This is a genomic window from Persicobacter psychrovividus, from assembly GCF_036492425.1.
Lineage (GTDB): Bacteria > Bacteroidota > Bacteroidia > Cytophagales > Cyclobacteriaceae > Persicobacter > Persicobacter psychrovividus.
The window spans coordinates 195,999-215,072 of the sequence record NZ_AP025294.1 but is presented as its reverse complement, the minus strand read 5'-3'; the positions used below and the strand labels follow the sequence as shown (position 1 = coordinate 215,072).

The window sequence follows — 19,074 nt, the reverse complement described above, 5'->3', positions numbered from 1 at the left end:
AATATCAACCTTGGAAAACCAAACAAAACCTATTGATTCATCAACATTGGCTCACATTAATCAGGTGAATAAATTAGTCCAAGTACGCTTTACTAACACCAGCCAAAATTGGGAGACCCTTATCTCTTGGCATCCCATATTAGAAGGGTATTGGGGCAAATGCTTGAACCTTAAGAACTAACGACCTTGGATGAACTGAGCTCCGAGAAAAACTCATCGCCATGCAGAAAAACAAAACCCGTGGCCACTACTCCTGCTCCGATTGGGAAATCTATAAAACCACCCATAAAAGCGGAATAAATGGGGTGTTAGAAAGTTTCAATAACCAAATCCAAGCACTGGTGACTGAAACAAATGCCAAGGGGAATGCTGAGCAGAAAGTTGGTATACTCATGGGCTTTGATATTGAGAATGCTTGGGGAGAATCCTTAAAAGATATTGCAGAGAATAATCCTTTAGGGGTGAGTGTATTTAATTGGAATAAAGACAACGACATGATCTCTTATAATCCCTTAGATTTAGCTCAATTTGAAAAATTAGTTTTGCATTATTTATACCTCAAAAATAGAAGTTATGCCTCGGATTATTGGAAATAAAATATGGATGATTGCGCTATTGGCTTTATCTGCTTGCACTCTTAAAAGTAAAGAAGAAAAAATGATTGAAATTCTTAATGATCTCCAACAAAAATATAGCGATGGGTATAATCCATTTTATCTTATTCATAAAAATGGTCAATATACTATTGATTTTCGGCGAGCTAAAGAAGACATCTCCAATTGGAATGATATCCTATCTGACATTGACAAAAAAAAAGTTAGCGCTTTACGATTTTCGAATCACCCCGAAGCACTTCAAGATTTAGCTTCGCTTTCAGAATATCCTTCGTTAACGGGTTTAAGCATTGGGTCATGTAATTTATCTCACATTCCTAAGGAAGTATTAGAAATTCCTCATTTAAAAGAGCTTTTTTTGGATGGAAATCCTATTCAGGAATTTCCAATAGAAATCATTCAGCGCCTTCCACAATTAACAAGGCTAAGTTTTGACGAAACACCGATCAAAGTCATCCCACCAGAAATTGCACAATTAACCCAATTGAAAGACTTGTTTCTGGATAAATTACAGATCAAAAGCCTGCCAGCGGAAATTGGACAATTGACAAATTTAGAAACATTAACCCTACGTGAAACGCCAATCAAAACCTTACCTGATGAGCTCTGCAAGCTCAAAAACCTAAAAATATTAGAGCTAAACAGAAGTAAAATTGAGGCATTACCCGAAAATATTGGGGCAGTAAACTTGAAAGAGATAAATCTTCGAGAAACCAAACAGCTAACCGCTTTACCGGAAAGCTTTGCGGACCTTCCTTTAGAATACTTGTACTTAGACGATAGTGGCATCAAAAAATTTCCCAAGCGAATAGGTGATATGCCTACTTTAAGGTTGGTTTACCTCGAAGGCTTAGGTTTGGAAGATAAAGATTTCCCCGTTGATATACTGAATAACCCTAATATTGAGAGGTTGGTATTAAGAAATAATAAGTTAACATCCCTACCTCCTAATATTGGCAACCTCAAGAAGTTAGATGGTTTGTATCTCCGACAGAACGCCATTACCCACCTTCCCGATGAGATCGGTCAATGTACTAAAATTACCAGCTTAGACTTACAAAGTAACAGCCTGAGCAGTTTGCCAATGAGTATTTGCAATATTGAACGTTTGGAAAGTTTTTATATTCAATACAATCCCCTCGAATGGCTTCCAGCCTGCATAGACGACATTTGGGAAAGAAGTCAAAGTCGCTATAGTTACAACCCCAATTGCGAGCGCAGGTGATTTTTGAGGGCAGGATGTGGGGAGGTGGCGATCCCCGCACATTTCCTCCATAAAGCATGAATTGGGGACGGCCACGGGCGTTTTCCTTGATGCCTTTATGGGCAGTCAACTGGATCCGCATCATTATCTAACCAAATCAAAATTAGCCGTGGGAATTGCTGGCCAAGTGAATGCAGGAGGTAGCTTAGGGCTCAAAAAAGCCGCGACAGACAAGGAAAAGGACGCTTTTGTCTCCAAAGGCTCCCATGCCGATGAGCGAATGGCAGACAACTTCAGCAGCCGATGGATAGATCTGGTTGTCCCTTCGAAAAACCATCAATCCAAAAAGACCACCCTCAGGGAGATCTTTAAACGTTCTGCCAATATCGACATTTCAGCCCTATTGGGCGCACAGATTACCGGAGCGGTGGAATGGGATCGTAAACTCAAAGCGCAAGCCGATGGAAGGATCGTCATCGATAAAGAAGTGATGTCAGTCTCCGTAGAGTTAGCGGCCGATGCCCACGGGAAGGTCAACCTTCCGCTTTTAGGTAAATGGGGACCCATTTTCCAAAGAGGAATGGGCATCAAATTCGTCTTCGACCAAGACAAAGACGATTATCAAATGTTCTTCTTCACCACCAAAGGGGATTTGGATCTTTATGAGGCGGCTGCTTATGAGGCACAGATGGAGGGGAATGAAAAGTTATTAAATATCCTTGAGGATGATGATGATTTGGATATTGATTTTGTATTCAACCTCATCAAAGACCTCAAAATCAAAAAACGCATCCACCTGTTGGACTGGAATCCCGCCAGCCGCATTGCCAACAACATCAAACAACGGCAAAAAGAAAACCAAGCCCTACAAAAAAAGGAGTATCAAAGCAATTTCTATGACTTCGATGCCTTTTTGGAGTTTGAGTTAGATTTTGGGGTGTTGTATCAGGCGGATCCAAAAGAATTAGGCGATTTAATTGAAGATTTTATCTCCTACCTTTCTGCCAAAGGCTTAAAAAATGCCATCCAAGAGTTTGCTGAATGGATGAATAAAAATTGGGATTCTGAATTCAATAATTTCTTGAAAACAGTCGAGTATGAGCGTTATTTAGAACTTTTCAAAGATGACTTCTTCTCATCCATTGAATTGCATACCCAAATGGGAGCGGGGGTAGCCGCCGGCTTTCAATTAGCGGGTGGCCTCAAAGCTAAACTTTTTGGAGATGTTCATGGGGGATTAGTCTATCATATTGATATTCGAGAGGTTTTCCTATCCCAAGTAAGTCATGTGTTGAATATCATTTTGACCCATAATTTTCCTAAATCAGATATTCCGGAATCTATGCACCAATTATTTGAACAAGAGCTATTTAAATAAGGACATACTTTTATAGTCCTTATTTTTTGTATTCAAAGCCAAAAACATCAATATAGAATTTTTGATTATGATGTACCACATGGATAATGCCCTCTGTTGCAAAATATTGTTCATCAACGCCTTTAAAATGATCATACTTTGGAGGGATGACTACAATACCATCAAAATCTATAATTCCAGAATAATATCTCTCGTTGGATATTTTTCGATACTTATAAAAATTTAAGTTGCTAACCGGTGGTACCATTGTTAAACGAGACAACCAACCTTGAATAGCCCCCTTTTTCTCCATTGTTCGACTATCAAAAAAGTAGCTATTCTTGTTTTCATCACGTTTTAAAACAAAAATCCCATTATTTGAATAAGTAGATGTAATTAAATCATAGACCGCAGGAAGGACAATCTTTCCTTCAGTATCCATAAGCCCTAATTTTCTACGAGAATCACCCAACATATAATCGGTATTAATGAAAATGAAAAGAGGGGGGGCTACATCTTCGGTATATAATGTTCCTATCGAATAATATTCCATTTTTTTAGGATCAACGATAAGCTCCTTAGTAGAAGCCCTCATAATCCCCTTATAAGTTTTATAATGGTCTTCAAAATTTTTAGGATCAGGGTGTTCAATAGACACAACAATCAAATCATTAGCTAATATACCACACCTTTCATAACCCATCTCAGTGATATTGACCAACACCTCTCCTTTTTTATTGATGATCATGGTTTGATCTCCTTTATGCACACGGGCCATGCCAAACATAAAGCCGGCATCTAAGCGATTGGCCTTATAGTCAAAGCCCGTGATGGGCTTAAAGTCCGCATCATAATAGGCTTGTTTGCCGTCTTTTTCAACCATATAGCTATCCAAATCACGGCAAAGCGATACATCATCATATTCAATAGGGAAAACCACCTTGGCATTTTTATCAATGAAGCCCGCCTTACCATCGTATTTGACTTTGTAAATCCCCGTTTGTTGATAATATATTCGCTTAAAACCCATCGGAATCTGCTCTTCCCCCTTGGTGTTCAGGGCGCCCCAATAGCCACTGATGTGTTTAGCTTTACCTAATCCATTGGCATCAAACGGCTTAATGGTACGATAACTATAATCCGTCAAAAGTTCCCCTTGGGTATTGATCAGGGCATAAAGGGTAGTGGTATCGACCTCGTATGCTCCTTTTTTATAGAAATGTTTACCCACTGCCGCCACTCCATGTCGGAAGGGAAAGGCATCCTGCCATTGAGGTTCAATCACCAACTCTTTATCTTTATTCATATAGCCAAACAGCTCGCCCACACGGTAAGGCACCAAGACATCATCGGCCAGTTCAAAATTTGCAAGGTATCTGGATTCCGAACGGTAAACTGAAGCATTCAGCGTTTGTGCCATAGCGTTGGTGATCATATTGATACAAAAAATAAGGAAAAATAGGTAGCGATTCATGTTGATATGATTTAAGGTAAAAATATAAAATTTTATCAACTATTGATACTAATATCAATCAAAATAGGAATCGTTGGTATTTTTGCGTGGGGTAAAAGCACATGAACAAGCTGACTAAACGGAAAGGGCTGACCCGATGTCATTGGCTTGAGGTTTTTTGGGTAGATCGAATCTTGGCTGTCGAATATTTTTGTACCTTTCGGTACGGACGTTGCATGCAACGTCCCTACGGTAGTAGAAATCATATTTTTGGAAGGGGTGATAGCATATTTTCGAACGGCAAGGCTCCTAACATAATGACATTGTGGGCTAACCTATGTGTCTGCTTAAATCATTAGAAATTAATTAAAACAATAAAGTCACCTTGTATAATTATATTTAAATCATCAAATTAAATGCTTCATCATACACTTTGTATATCCTAAATATGAAGGAAATATCAACCTTGGAAAACCAAACAAAACCTATTGATTCATCAACTGGATACAACGGAGCAAGCTGACACCCCCTAACGCTCCGATTTTTGGACGAGAATAACGGAGCAAGCTGACACCCCTATTGTTGAAGAATTAATTGCACTATACCAAGTGTAATATCGGTAAAAAATACTTTTTTGGGTAATCAACCAAAAAGTATAGGCATGGCAGGCAAACCGATCACTATGAGTAAATTACGCCAGATTATTCGGATGCTTCATCAGGGTCGCTCACAAAAGTCGATTCACCTAAGCACGCGGATGAGCATCAACACCATCAAGGCTTATCGACGCAAGCTAAAAAAGTCAGGTAAGCCGATTGACTATTTTCTGAGTCAGGATGAATTATCGCTGAGTAAGTTCTTTTCTTCGGGCGATCCGGCCTATAAGGATATTCGTTATGAACAAATGAAGGAGCTTTTACCCAGTTTATCGCAAGAGCTTGGCAAGAAAGGGGTTACCAAGGGACTGCTTTGGCAGGAGTATATTGAAGGGCATCCTGATGGCTACAAATATTCGCAATTTTGCTTTCATCTCAGGCGTTATATGCGTCAGAAGCACCCCAATTTACCTCTGGATCACCTTCCGGCAGACAAGCTTTATATCGATTATGCAGGTGCAACTTTACCTTATATTGATGCCGAAACGGGTGAGGTGATCAACTGCCAGGTCTTTGTGGCCTGCCTTCCGTACTCGGATTATTGTTTTGCGATGGCCGTTCCGTCGCAGACGACCGATGACTTTATTTTTGCGCTAAAATGCTGTTTGGAGCATCTTGGGGGTGTTCCGAAGGCGCTTGTGCCGGACAATTTGAAAGCGGCAGTAGTTCAAACCAACCGTTATGAGCCCAAGATCAACAGGGTTTTGGAGGATTTTGCAAACCATTATGGGACCGTAGTGGTACCGGCACGTCCGAGGAAGCCACAGGACAAGGCTTTGGTCGAGAACCAGGTCAAGTTGATCTATCAACGAGCCTATGCCAGAATGCGTAATCAGCAATATTTCAGTCTTCAGGAGCTCAACAATGCCCTTATTTCTTACATCGGAAAACACAACCAAACGCGGATGCAGAAACGTGATTACTGCCGAACAGAGCAGTTTGTTTCCAAGGAAAAGCCACTACTTTCATCGCTTCCCGATCAGCCTTTCGAGATCAAATATTATCGAAATTACACTGTTGCGCAGAACGGACATGTGCTCATGGGCATCGATCAACGGCATTACAGCGTCCCTTTTGAATACATCGGGCAGAAGGCTCAGCTGATTTATACCGATACGATTGTCAATATTTTTGTCCAGTCCAAACTGGTTGCTACCCACCGAAGGAATAAAACCAGTGGTTACACAACCAACAAAGACCACCTGTGTTCGCAGCACCAACACTATCGATCCCGCAGTACGGATAACTACCTGAAAAAGGCCAGTATGTGCCCTGAGCTGGAACGGATGATGGAGGTGATGATCTCAAAAAAACAATATCCTGAGCAGCTTTTTAGGAGCTTTGACGGCTTACTCAACCTGATGCGATCCTACCCTAAAGAGCACTTCGAAACGGCCATTAGGATGGCTATTGAGGCAGAGCAATACAACTATACTTTTGTCCAGAATGTACTACGAAACAAAACCTATATCAACAGCAGTCCACCACCTCAAACCCCTTTGCCCCAACATGAAAACACCCGAGGAAAATCTTATTACAACTAAACCAACATAATGTATTCATTAATCGAAAAACAGCTATCAGAGCTTTCATTCAAAGGAATGAGCCTGCAGTGGGAGACGCTCAGGCAAAGCAAACAGCTTCATGAATTGAGCCTTACCGACGGGCTGAACCTGCTGCTTCAGGCAGAAGCAGACCACCGGCAGACCAACAGGGAAAAACGCCTGATAAGGACAGCTAACTTTCGCTACCAGGCCAGTGTTGCCGAGCTACACTTTGATACCAACAGAGGGCTTGACAAGGGGCAGGTTATGCAACTGGCTACCGGAGAGTACATTGGAAAAGGACAATCCGTACTTGTAACTGGAGCCACCGGATGTGGTAAAAGTTTTGTTGCCTCAGCGTTGGGCTATCAGGCATGTACCCAAGGAAATAGCACCCTCTATTTTAACTTCAAAAAGCTGATGGCCAGTCTGAAGGTTGCCCGAATAGACGGTACGATTGCCAAATTATTTGTCAAACTTGCCAAAGCCGACCTGCTCATAATCGATGACTTTGGTCTGCAAAAACTCGACGCACAACAGCAACAAGACCTAATGGAGGTGATTGAAGACCGACATGCTCGAAAGTCCACCATTATCATCAGCCAGATGCCCGTAAGCGACTGGTATGAGATCATCAACGAACGCACCATCGCCGATGCTATTTTGGACCGTTTGGTACATACCTCCCACAGAATAGAATTAAAAGGCGAAAGTAGGAGAAAATTAAGTTAACTTGAAAACAAACTTCTGCCATTCCCCGAACTGAAACAGGGGGGTGTCAATATGCCCGTTAGGGGGTGTCAATATGAACGGTATATCCATCAACATTGGCTCACATTAATCAGGTGAATAAATTAGTCCAAGTACGCTTTACTAACACCAGCCAAAATTGGGAGGCCCTTATCTCTTGGCATCCCATATTAGAAGGGTATTGGGGGCAAATGCTTGAACCTTAAGAACTAACGACCTTGGATGAACTGAGATCCGAGAAAAACTCATCGACATGCAGAAAAACAAAGCCCATGGCAACTACTCCTGCTCCGATTGGGAAATCTATAAAACCACCCATAAAAGCGGAATAGAAGGAGTGTTAGAAAGTTTCAATCAGCAAATGGAAGCACTGGTGGCTGATACAAATGCCAAAGGGAATGCTGAGCAGAAGATTGAAGTGGTGGTTATGGGACTTAAAATTAAAGATGCCTGGGGGGAATCCTTGGTACAGATCGCTAAGAATAATCCTTTAGGGGTGAGTGTATTTAATTGGAATAAGAGAACAGGAATGGTTAGCTATAATCCTTTGAACTTGACGCAATTTGAAAAATTAGTATTGCATTATTTATACCTCAAAAATAGAAGTTATGCCTCCGATTATTGGAAATAAAATATGGATGATTGTGTTATTGGCTTTATCTGCTTGCACTCTTAAAAGTCAAAAAGAAATTAAAGAAGAAAAAATGATTGAAATTCTTAATGAACTCCAACAAAAATATGGTGATCCTTATAATCCAATTTATCGCCTTAACGAAACTGGAAAATATTATATTGACTTTAGCCGAGTGAAAGGTGACATCTCCAATTGGAACGAAATTCTTTCGGGTATTGATAAAAATAAAGTCAGGTTTTTGGATTTTGATAATCATCCTGAAGCACTTCAAGATTTAGCTTCTCTCTCAGAATACCCTTCGCTAACGGGTTTAAGCATTGGGTTTTGTAATATATCACATATACCTGAAAAGGTTTTCGACTTTTCCCATTTAAAAGAGCTTTTTTTTGATGGTAATCCTATTCAGGAATATCCAATGGAAATCATTCAGCATTTCCCCCAATTAGAAAGGTTTAGCTTAAATGAAACTCCCATCAAGACCATCCCTCCAGAAATTGGACAACTATCCCATTTGAAAGACTTGTATCTAAGTAAGTTGGAAATCGATAGCCTGCCAGCAGAAATTGGTCAATTGGCTAATTTAGAAACATTATGCCTGAGGGAGACCCCAATGCGATCTTTACCTGATGAGCTTTGCAAGCTCAAAAAACTGGAAAGATTAGAGCTGGACAAGAGTAAAATTGAGGCTTTGCCTGAAAATATAGGAGCAGTAAACCTGAAAAGGATAGATCTTTGGAATACAAAGCATTTGACTGCTTTGCCCGAAAGCTTTGCGGATCTTCCATTAGAAACTTTATACTTAGTGAATAGTGGCGTTAAAAAATTCCCAAAGCGAATAGGTCAGATGCCTACTTTAAATCGAGTTTACCTCGAAGGCTTGGGGTTGGAAGATAAAGATTTCCCCGTTGATCTATTGAATAATCCCAATATTACGAGTTTAAGTTTAGATAATAATAAACTAACAGTTTTACCTCCTAATATTGGCAACCTTAAGAAGTTAGATTTTTTATCTCTCAAGGTAAACGCCATTACCCACCTTCCCGATGAGATCGGTCAATGTACTAAAATTACCAGCTTAGACTTACAAAGTAACAGTCTGAGCAGTTTGCCAATGAGCATCTGCAATATTGAACGTTTGAATAGTTTTAATATTCAATACAATCCCCTCGAATGGCTTCCAGCTTGCATAGACGACATTTGGGTAGGAAGAGGGCGCTATGATTACATTCCCAATTGTGAGCGCAGGTGATTTTTGAGGGCAGGATGTGGGGAGGTGGCGATCCCCGCACATTTCCTCCATAAAGCATGAATTGGGGACGGCCACGGGCGTTTTCCTTGATGCCTTTATGGGTAGCCAACTTGATCCGCATCATTATCTAACCAAATCGAAATTGGCCGTGGGAATTGCTGGCCAAGTGAATGCAGGAGGCAGTTTAGGGCTCAAAAAAGCCGCCACAGACAAGGAAAAGGATGCTTTTGTCTCCAAAGGCTCCCATGCCGATGAGCGCATGGCAGACAACTTCAGCAGCCGATGGATCGATCTGGTTGTCCCTTCGAAAAACCATCAATCCAAAAAGACCACCCTCAGGGAGATCTTTAAACGTTCTGCCAATATCGACATTTCAGCCTTATTGGGCGCACAGATTACCGGAGCGGTGGAGTGGGACCGTAAACTCAAAGCACAAGCCGATGGAAGGATAGTCATCGCTAAAGAAGTGATGTCAGTCTCCGTAGAGTTAGCGGCCGATACCCACGGGAAGGTCAACCTTCCGCTTTTAGGTAAATGGGGACCCATTTTCCAAAGAGGGATGGGCATCAAATTCGTCTTCGACCAAGACAAAGACGATTATCAAATGTTCTTCTTCACCACCAAAGGGGATATGGATTTGTATGAGGCGGCTGCTTATGAGGCACAGATGGAGGGGAATGAAAAGTTATTAAATATCCTTGAGGATGATGATTTGGATATTGATTTTGTATTCAACCTCATCAAAGACCTCAAAATCAAAAAACGCATCCACCTGTTGGACTGGAATCCCGCCAGCCGTATTGCCAATAGCATCAAACAGCGAGAAAAAGAAAACCAAGCCCTACAAAAAAAGGAGTATCAAAGCAATTTCTATGACTTCGATGCTTTTTTAGAGTTTGAGTTAGATTTTGGGGTGTTGTATCAGGCGGATCCATCGATACTAAAAGGGTTAGTTAGAGACTTTATAGAGTACCTTTCAGCAAAGGGATTGACAAATGCCATCCAAGAGTTTGCTGAATGGATGAATGAGCTACGAGATTCTGAATTCAATAATTTCCTTTCAACAGAAGAATATAAACGCTATTTCGAAATTTTCAAAGATGACTTCTTCTCATCCATTGAATTGCATACCCAAATGGGAGTGGGGGTAGCCGCTGGTTTTCAAGTAGCGGGTGGCCTCAAAGCCAAACTTTTTGGAGATGTTCATGGGGGATTAGTCTATCATATTGATATTCGAGAGTTTTTCCTATCCCAAGTAAGTCATATGTTGAATATCATTTTGACCCATAATTTCCCTAAATCGGACATCCCAAAATTTATGCATCATTTGTTTGAACAAGAGCTTTGTAAATAAGAGCTTACTTTATCGTTCTTACCTTTTGTATTCATAGCCAAAAGCATCAATATAAAATTTTTGATCATGGTGTACCACATGGTAAATGCCTTCTGTTGCAAAATATTGTTCATCAAAGCCTTTAAAACGATCATATTTGGGAGGTATAATTACCTTTCCCTCAAGATCCACTAATCCATAATATTCCTTGTCTTTATGTTTTACCAGATAACTAAGTAAAATTAAACCAGTATTAAAGGGCATTGACAACCTAAACAACCAACCAGGTATTGGTTCTGTTCTTTTTAAAGTAATACTATTAAATAAATAAGATGATACTCCTCCTTTTTCACCATCTAATAAAAATATACCATTATTTGCATAAGTAGATCTAATTAAATAATAGTCCGCAGGAAGGATAATCTTCCCTTCAGTATCCATAAGTCCAATTCTTCTACGAGAATCACCCAACATATAATCGGTATTAATGAAAATGAAAAGAGGAGGAGCTACATCTTCGGTATATAATGTCGAAATAGAGTAATATCCCATTTCTTTAGGGTCAACAATAAGCTCCTTGGTAGATGCCCTCATCATTCCGGTAAACCTCTTATACTGATCAATAAAATCTTTTGGATCAGGATGCGCTAAATCAATAGAAATGAAATCATGGGCTAAAATCGAGCAGCTCTCATAACCCATTTCGGTGATATTAACCAACACCTCTCCTTTTTTATTGATGATCATGGTTTGATCTCCTTTATGCACACGTGCCATGCCAAACATAAAGCCAGCATCTAAGCGATTGGCCTTATAGTCAAAGCCAGTGATAGGCTTAAAGTCCGCATCATAATAGGCTTGTTTGCCGTCTTTTTCAACCATATAGCTATCCAAATCACGGCAAAGGGATACATCATCATATTCAATAGGGAAAACCACCTTGGCATTTTTATCAATGAAGCCCGCCTTACCATCATACTTGACTTTATAAATCCCGCTCTGTTGATAATATATTCGCTTAAAACCCATCGGAATCTGCTCTTCCCCCATGGTGTTCAGGGCGCCCCAATAGCCACTCATATGCAATGCTTCCGCCAAATGATTGTCATCCGCTGGCATAATCTGCCAATAACTATAATCCGTCAAAAGTTCCCCTTGGGTATTGATCAGCGCATAAAGGGTAGTGGTATCAACCTCGTATGCTCCTTTTTTATAGAAATGTTTACCCACTGCCGCCACTCCATGTCGGAAGGGAAAGGCATCCTTCCATTGGGGTTCAATCACCAGCTCTTTATCTTTATTCATATAGCCAAACAGCTCGCCCACACGGTAAGGCACCAAGACATCATCGGCCAGTTCAAAATTTGCAAGGTATCTGGATTCCGAACGGTAAACCGAAGCATTCAGCTTTTGTGCCATAGCGTTGGTGATCATATTGATACAAAAAATAAAGAATAATAGGTGACGTTTCATGTTGATGTGATTTAAAGTAAAAATATAAATTTTAATCAACTATTGATACTAATATCAATCAAAATAGGAATCGTTGGTATTTTTGCGTGGGGTAAAAGCACATGAACAAGCTGACTAAACGGAAAGGGCTGACCCGATGTCATTGGCTTGAGGTTTTTTGGGTAGATCGAATCTTGGCTGTCGAATATTTTTGTACCTTTCGGTACGGACGTTGCATGCAACGCCCTACGGCATTACAAATCACGTATTTGATCAACATAATTATAAATTTTCAACAAGATAGCCTCAAAGCCAAACTTTTTGGGGATGTTCATGGCGGATTAGTCTATCATATCGATATTCGAGAGGTTTTCCTATCCAAAGTAAGCCACATATTAAATATCATTCTGACCCATAAATTCCCTAAATCGGACATTCCTAAATTTATGCATCAAATATTTGAAGAAGAGCTCTTTAAATAAGGACATACTTTTATAGTCCTTATTTTTTGTATTCATAGCCAAAAGCATCCACATAAAATTTCAATCCATTGTGCACCACGTAAAATATACCTTCTGATGCAAAAACTTGCTCATCAAATCCTTTGAATCGATCATATTTCGGGGGTATCATTTCCTTACCATCAAGCCCAATGATACCACTATATTTTTCATCACCATCCATTATTGTTTGCACGAAAACCGTTAGCCCGATATCAGAGGGCATGGATAAAGCATGTACTCCGCCTTTAATTGGGCCAATTTTTTCTAAAGATTTTGAATCATAAAAGTAATTATCATAAGAGTAAGGACCGTATTTATTCTCTAATAAAAAAATTCCATTATTTAAATAAGTAGAGGTAATTAAATCATAGACCGCAGGAAGGACAATCTTTCCTTCAGTATCCATAAGTCCAATTTTTCTACGAGAATCACCCAACATATAATCGGTATTAATGAAAATGAAAAGAGGGGGGGCTACATCTTCTGTATATAATGTGCCTATCGAATAATATTCCATTTTTTTAGGATCAATAATAAGCTCCTTAGTAGAAGCCCTCATAATCCCCTTATAGGTTTTATAATGATCTTCAAAATTTTTGGGATCAGGGTGTTTAATAGATACAACAATAAAATCTTTAGCTAATATGCCACACCTTTCATAACCCATTTCGGTGATATTGACCAACACCTCTCCTTTTTTATTGATGATCATAGTTTGATCTCCTTTATGCACACGTGCCATGCCAAACATAAAGCCGGCATCTAAGCGATTAGCCTTATAGTCAAAGCCCGTGATAGGCTTAAAGTCCGCATCATAATAGGCTTGTTTGCCGTCTTTTTCAACCATATAGCTATCCAAATCACGGCAAAGAGACACATCATCATATTCAATAGGGAAAACCACCTTGGCATTTTTATCAATGAAGCTCGCCTTACCATCGTATTTGACTTTGTAAATACCGGTTTGTTGATAATATATTTCTTTAAAACCCATCGGAATCTGCTCTTCCCCCTTGGTGTTCAGGGCGCCCCAATAGCCACTGATGTGTTTAGTTTTACCTAATCCATTGGCATCAAATGGCTTAATGGTACGGTAACTATAATCCGTCAAAAGTTCCCCTTGGGTATTGATCAGGGCATAAAGGGTAGTGGTATCGACTTCGTATGCTCCTTTTTTATAGAAATGTTTACCCACTGCCGCCACTCCATGTCGGAAGGGAAAGGCATCCTGCCATTGGGGTTCAATCACAAGTTCCTTATCTTTATTCATATAGCCAAACAGCTCGCCCACACGGTAAGGCACCAAGACATCATCGGCCAGTTCAAAATTTGCAAGGTATCTGGATTCCGAACGGTAAACTGAAGCATTCAGCTTTTGTGCCATCGTGTTGGTGATCATATTGATACAAAAAATAAGGAAAAATAGGTAGCGATTCATGTTGATATAATTTAAGGTAAAAATATAAATTTTCATCAACTAATGATACTAATATCAATCAAAATAGGAATCGTTGGTATTTTTGCGTGGGGTCAAATTGCCCAATATAGTCCACAAAACTGGTCTTTGAATCTTTTCTAAGACCAGTATTGTGTTCGCTCACCCTTTACCTCACTTCACCATTTTCCCACTCTTCTTAAACTCTTTTACAATCGCATAATGAAGATCATTAGCATTGATAATTTCTATATTTTCAGCAAAGGCCTTAAGGATGCAAAATCTAACAATATTGTTAATGGCACCACCAGCTAATTCGTAATTGCTCGCAATTTGCCAAAGGTCTATTTCATCATGAAGCTTGAACTCTTTTGGGAAAGCTTTTTGCCAAAGCGTATAACGCATCTCTTCATCTGGCATAGAAAAGTGAATGATGGACTGAAATCGACGGTTGAAAGCCGTATCGATGTTACCTTTGAAGTTGGAGGCCAAAATTACCAGTGCTGGGAAATCCTCAATACGCTGCAAAAGGTAAGACACTTCCTGATTGGCATATTTATCATTTGAGCTGTTGGTCTGTGAGCGTTTACCAAAAATAGCATCAGCCTCATCAAAAAATAGAATCCAGTTTTTGTCTTCGGCAATGTCAAAAAGTTGCTTGAGATTTTTCTCTGTCTCACCCACCCATTTGGAAACTACCATACTCAGATCCACCCGATATACTGGTAAGTTAAAAGTCTTGCCAATCAGCGAAGCCGTCAGGGATTTACCAGTGCCGGAAGGACCATAAAAAAGCACTTTATATCCTGGCTTCATTTTTTTCAACAATTGTGAGTGTGCCATTAGTTTTTTCCCATGCTCCATCCACATAAACAATTCTTCCAGGCTTTCCTGCGCATGATGTGGCAATACCAAATCTTCCCACGCCATTTTGGTTTGGATTCTTGAAGCCGGAAAGTTGGTAGAATATTCCGGTTCGAATTCTTCACCTTGTAGCATGGCCATTAGCTCCGCAGTGGGATATATTTGCCGGCTTGTGGGTGACTCCCTGGGATTGAGTGGTGAAAGTTGTAGCAGATTATGTCGGAATAAGGGATTGGTGGGCTTGAAGAGGGGGAACAGATCTAAGCGTTCCTCTAAGGATGCACCAATAAGCAAAAAAAGAATGCTATCAATGGTCGGGTAGAATATGGGGCTTTCTCCTTTATTTATTCCACCAATCACACTGGAAAGGGCTCCATTGGTTTGCCTCATCCTATTTAGAGGATCATAAGTATTGGGAACGAGGAAAGGAGCAGTGGCACTAATTAGTACAAAATATTCAATAGGGTTAACTTTAAATGGCAAGCAACTTTTAAAGTTCGATCGGTTAAAGATATCAAGGATTGCCTCTTTTGACATCCCTAACAGTAGGCTACTGTCGTTTACCTCTTCCTTTGAAGCAAAGCACTCAGTGAGATGGTTTATCAACACCTTTATTTCTTCAGCAATCATTGATATAGAAAATAATAAATTTATCTTAAATTAATTTTAAGTCACATATTTAGTTATAAAAATGATATATTTAAACTAAACTTTAAATAAATGAGGACCAGAAGCCCAGATCGCCAAGTTGGCCCTGATTATAATCGCAATCAGCGCCAAAAAAATAACCAACAGAAACAAGTTACCAATTATGCGCCTATTGATTCAGAATTGTTAAACTCAACATCAAATGGCAAAATTGGTGCATGGTATAATGAGTTGACCACTGAAACGGCAGCTATTTGTTCCGAAGAATCAGATACTGTATCAGAATCGTCCCCGGTCGTTTACTATATTTTTGATAAAAATGCCATTATTAGGTCTGCGGAAAACAACTTTACTTCAACAGGATCTAAAATTCCACAATGGTCTGCGGTGAAGGTGATCGAAACTTCAGCAAACGGAAAATACATCAAAGTTGAAAGTGTTGCCGATAGCACTCAGCTATGGTGGACTTCAAAATCTAATGGAGTAAAATCTGATACCTCGTCAGATTCAGCTAATTATAAAGTTTTATACAATGATGTTGATCTATTGTCCGCGCCGGGTGAAAAAGAGGGCAATGATAAGTTAGAAGATAATTGCGATTACCAAATTTTGCAGTCCTTTACTTCCACCGAGGGGGATTATGCTCAGATTAAATATGTTGATGGTGAAGAGTCATTGGGTTGGATAAAGGATGCTTCTGCAAATCTGGCTACAGGAGCAGCGATAAGCCGAAGAGATACGATGGAGAAGCTGAAAAAGTACCTGGAAGATCAGCTGGAAACCGCTAAATCCAAAACGGGAGCGGATAAAATTTCTTTTGTACAGGGAATGCTGTATCAAATAGAACAATTCAGTGAGAATATAGCAAAGGATCCGCCAGTATATCCGGTGATCGCTAATTTAGATAGAAATCCTTCTTTTTCTGAAGCAGATGATATTGCCAAGGGAACTTTTGTACCGCATGAACTTACTGGAATAGTAAGAGGGTTTATTGAAATCACTGAATTTAAGCCGGTCGAAGAAGTAGATACAGTTTCGGAGGAGCCTACTGCAGTAGTTGAGGCTAACCAAAATGAGTCCATTTCCCCTTCAAGGGAAAATAATCCGCAACAGTTGGAAGCCCGATTGGCAGGTGACCTTAATGCACCCACCCTGGATCAGACTGCTGCTGAAGAACCCCAGCGCTCTGTTGGAGGCTCTCGGCATAGTAACATTGATTGGAATTCTCACCTGGGTGTTCCACAATACAGAACGCAAAGTGATAACCTATCAATCCCGGAAGCTACCTGTAATGTGACCGCCATGGCCATGACTTTGGAGAAATTAGGCAATAGCCGTTCCGATGTGATAACGGCCATAGAGGCTAAACTGGTGGAAGGGATAGAGCATCCAAATTTGGTAAACTTGTGGAAATCGAAGGCAGAAGCGTATTTTATGGCGATAACGACCGCTGCGGGTAATAAAAATCAGGATTCTTATAAAAGGCTAAGAGGAGGGAACGAGGGTTTAATAGGGAAAGAAAGTGATTTGGCCAAGATTTTTAAAGATCATGGTCAAATGGAAGACTTGATTGATTTTTATTTATATTTAAGAGAAGGGGAAACAGAGAAAAGAAAATATATATTTAGTACTGACTTTATGGATGTTGTTCCTGAGGAGATTAATAATCAGGATTATCAAAATGAAGGGGCCTTTTCTCCAGATAGAAAATATCTTGGGAAAAAACCATTCACGGCAAAGCATAAACAGGATATTAAAGAAACCCTTGATGCCGGAGGTGCAGTGGTGCTTAGTGTGAATCATAAAGGGGGAGTTAAAGGTAGTCATATTGTTTCAGTTCAGTCTATTACATCAGAAGGGTTAATAGTGGATGATCCTTACGGTGGGCATGCAGAGGACTACCGTTATGGTGAATCCGGAGATTTATTTAAAGGTAAAAATATGCCCGGGAGTAGGAGTGATTATGAATATAAGAATGAGCCAATTTATAATAAAAATGAGGTGGATTTAACAAAGCGTGACTTTACGGCGGAAGCTGCTCAAAATTTGACACCTGAAGAAAAAAGAGGCGATTCTCAATTAATAAAATGGGAAATGGTCAATGAAAGTAAACTTAAAAGCAATAGAAGATTCGTATTTTATTATGTCACTTATAAGAAAAATTAGTATAGCTGTATTATTGATTCTGCTCAGGATCAGTGTTGTCCATGGGCAGGAAGTTAAATATAATTTGGTTGAGCTGATGAAGCATTTGCCAGATACGATCACCCATTATATTGGAACTGATATTACTCATTCTGAGGATTTTGTTCAATTTTCTTCAGAAACAACTCCCTCTTCTTTCTTTGAAACTTATATTGCGGGTACCGGATTGTTTTTTCAAATAAAGATTTTGACAGCACTTCCTAATTCCTATGTAGTTGTTAGTGTTTCTAATCAGGACCTGTTTGATGTTCCTGAACAGGAACTAACGCTTTTTTATGAGTGGGACAAAAGGGATTTGGTGGATATTACTCAAAGAGTATTTAGAGGTTTTGATTATTGCTCGGATAATTATCCGGATAGTTTTCAGGCCTTTTTGAAAGCTTATTATGGTCAGGACATTATTGACCATAAGTCTGATTATAAAAATTACCTTATTGAATTAAATGAGACCGATGAAATAACCATTGTTGATTCATTTTATGGATTCTTTGAAATGGATAGGACGGGTAGCCCTGCTCTGTTCTTACTAGACTCTAACCATTTGGAACAAGAGTTTTTCCGACGAAACTATGTGTTAACCGGAGAGCAGCTGTCGGTATCAGGAAGTATTAATAATCAAGAATTAAGGCCTGAATATAGTTGGCAGAAACATCTTCAGGCGAAACCCAAATTAAGTATTAAAGACTATTTCTCTTTATTGAATTCAAGGCAACTTTTTCTGGTCCCTTCCAGGACTGAAAGCGAAAAAAGTCGACTTGATTTGATCAATAAATTTGATGCTAAAAATGGTTATATAACTTTTTCTGACTCGGGACAATGCGTCCTTTTCAAGAATCGAGTGGACAACATTGATATTATTGCGGTGGAACAGATAGGCTCTCGAAATTATGAAGGTCTACTTTTAAATGGCTTTTATGCTTTTAACAGAACCACCGACTGTTGGGAAATACAACCTGTTTTTCCTTATGAAGAGGTATCTAGCTCCTTAAGAAGCCTTTCGGAAAACAAACGATTTTCGTATAGATTAAAGCTTCCCCAGCACGGCACCACCATAATCGCCTATGTTGAGGATAATCCGGATGTTTTTGTTGAGGTTCAATGGGATGGGGAGAAGTTTGTGCTCCCGCTTGAAAAATAGGTACCGTCCTAAAATCTGTGTAAACCCTATTTTCC

The 19,074-nt window shown here is 39.7% G+C and carries 14 protein-coding genes; 10 read left to right on the top strand and 4 right to left on the bottom strand.

Features of this window, described 5'->3' with window-relative positions; genetic code table 11:
- The first annotated feature begins 221 nt into the window (after positions 1–221).
- The 3 genes from AABK40_RS18015 to AABK40_RS18005 are packed head-to-tail and all read left to right on the top strand — an operon-like array spanning position 222 to position 3,196.
- A complete protein-coding gene (locus AABK40_RS18015) occupies positions 222–596 on the top strand; it encodes a hypothetical protein (protein ID WP_338398619.1) in 375 nt (124 codons plus the stop codon).
- Entirely contained in the window at positions 574–1,839 is a 1,266-nt protein-coding gene (locus AABK40_RS18010) for a leucine-rich repeat domain-containing protein (RefSeq protein ID WP_338398618.1), read from the top strand. The genes AABK40_RS18015 and AABK40_RS18010 overlap by 23 nt, the downstream gene beginning before the upstream one ends.
- Positions 1,840–1,855: 16 nt before the next feature.
- On the top strand, positions 1,856–3,196 hold the full coding sequence (locus AABK40_RS18005; protein ID WP_338398617.1) for a hypothetical protein: 1,341 nt from the start codon (positions 1,856–1,858) through the stop codon (positions 3,194–3,196).
- A gap of 19 nt (positions 3,197–3,215) precedes the next feature.
- Here AABK40_RS18005 and AABK40_RS18000 read toward each other — a convergent pair whose 3' ends face one another.
- Entirely contained in the window at positions 3,216–4,649 is a 1,434-nt protein-coding gene (locus AABK40_RS18000; protein ID WP_338398616.1) for a WG repeat-containing protein, read from the bottom strand.
- Positions 4,650–5,310: 661 nt separating this feature from the next.
- Between AABK40_RS18000 and istA the strand changes: the two genes are divergently transcribed.
- From istA to AABK40_RS17975, 5 genes are all read left to right on the top strand, one after another.
- Complete coding sequence (gene istA, locus AABK40_RS17995; RefSeq protein WP_338398615.1) at positions 5,311–6,828, top strand: IS21 family transposase; 1,518 nt, start codon at positions 5,311–5,313, stop codon at positions 6,826–6,828.
- A 9-nt stretch (positions 6,829–6,837) separates the two neighbouring features.
- A complete protein-coding gene (gene istB / locus AABK40_RS17990) occupies positions 6,838–7,560 on the top strand; it encodes an IS21-like element helper ATPase IstB (protein WP_338398614.1) in 723 nt (240 codons plus the stop codon).
- A 271-nt stretch (positions 7,561–7,831) separates the two neighbouring features.
- On the top strand, positions 7,832–8,209 hold the full coding sequence (locus AABK40_RS17985) for a hypothetical protein (RefSeq protein ID WP_338398613.1): 378 nt from the start codon (positions 7,832–7,834) through the stop codon (positions 8,207–8,209).
- Positions 8,187–9,461, top strand: a complete 1,275-nt coding sequence (locus AABK40_RS17980) for a leucine-rich repeat domain-containing protein (protein ID WP_338398612.1) — start codon at positions 8,187–8,189, stop codon at positions 9,459–9,461. Before AABK40_RS17985 ends, AABK40_RS17980 begins: the two co-directional genes overlap by 23 nt.
- Before the next feature lie 16 nt (positions 9,462–9,477).
- A complete protein-coding gene (locus tag AABK40_RS17975) occupies positions 9,478–10,815 on the top strand; it encodes a hypothetical protein (RefSeq protein WP_338398611.1) in 1,338 nt (445 codons plus the stop codon).
- Between the two features lie 18 nt (positions 10,816–10,833).
- On the opposite strand, the gene AABK40_RS17970 is transcribed toward AABK40_RS17975, so the two are convergent.
- From AABK40_RS17970 to AABK40_RS17960, 3 genes are all read right to left on the bottom strand, one after another.
- A complete protein-coding gene (locus tag AABK40_RS17970) occupies positions 10,834–12,267 on the bottom strand; it encodes a WG repeat-containing protein (RefSeq protein WP_338398610.1) in 1,434 nt (477 codons plus the stop codon).
- A gap of 480 nt (positions 12,268–12,747) precedes the next feature.
- Entirely contained in the window at positions 12,748–14,187 is a 1,440-nt protein-coding gene (locus tag AABK40_RS17965) for a WG repeat-containing protein (protein ID WP_338398857.1), read from the bottom strand.
- 171 nt (positions 14,188–14,358) lie between these two features.
- Complete coding sequence (locus AABK40_RS17960) at positions 14,359–15,438, bottom strand: ATP-binding protein (RefSeq protein ID WP_338398856.1); 1,080 nt, start codon at positions 15,436–15,438, stop codon at positions 14,359–14,361.
- Between the two features lie 330 nt (positions 15,439–15,768).
- Between AABK40_RS17960 and AABK40_RS17955 the strand changes: the two genes are divergently transcribed.
- Together AABK40_RS17955 and AABK40_RS17950 are read left to right on the top strand one after the other, a co-directional pair.
- Positions 15,769–17,862, top strand: coding sequence for a hypothetical protein (locus AABK40_RS17955; protein WP_338398855.1), 2,094 nt, complete (start codon positions 15,769–15,771; stop codon positions 17,860–17,862).
- On the top strand, positions 17,798–19,039 hold the full coding sequence (locus AABK40_RS17950) for a hypothetical protein (RefSeq protein ID WP_338398854.1): 1,242 nt from the start codon (positions 17,798–17,800) through the stop codon (positions 19,037–19,039). The genes AABK40_RS17955 and AABK40_RS17950 overlap by 65 nt, the downstream gene beginning before the upstream one ends.
- The last annotated feature ends 35 nt before the right edge of the window (positions 19,040–19,074 follow it).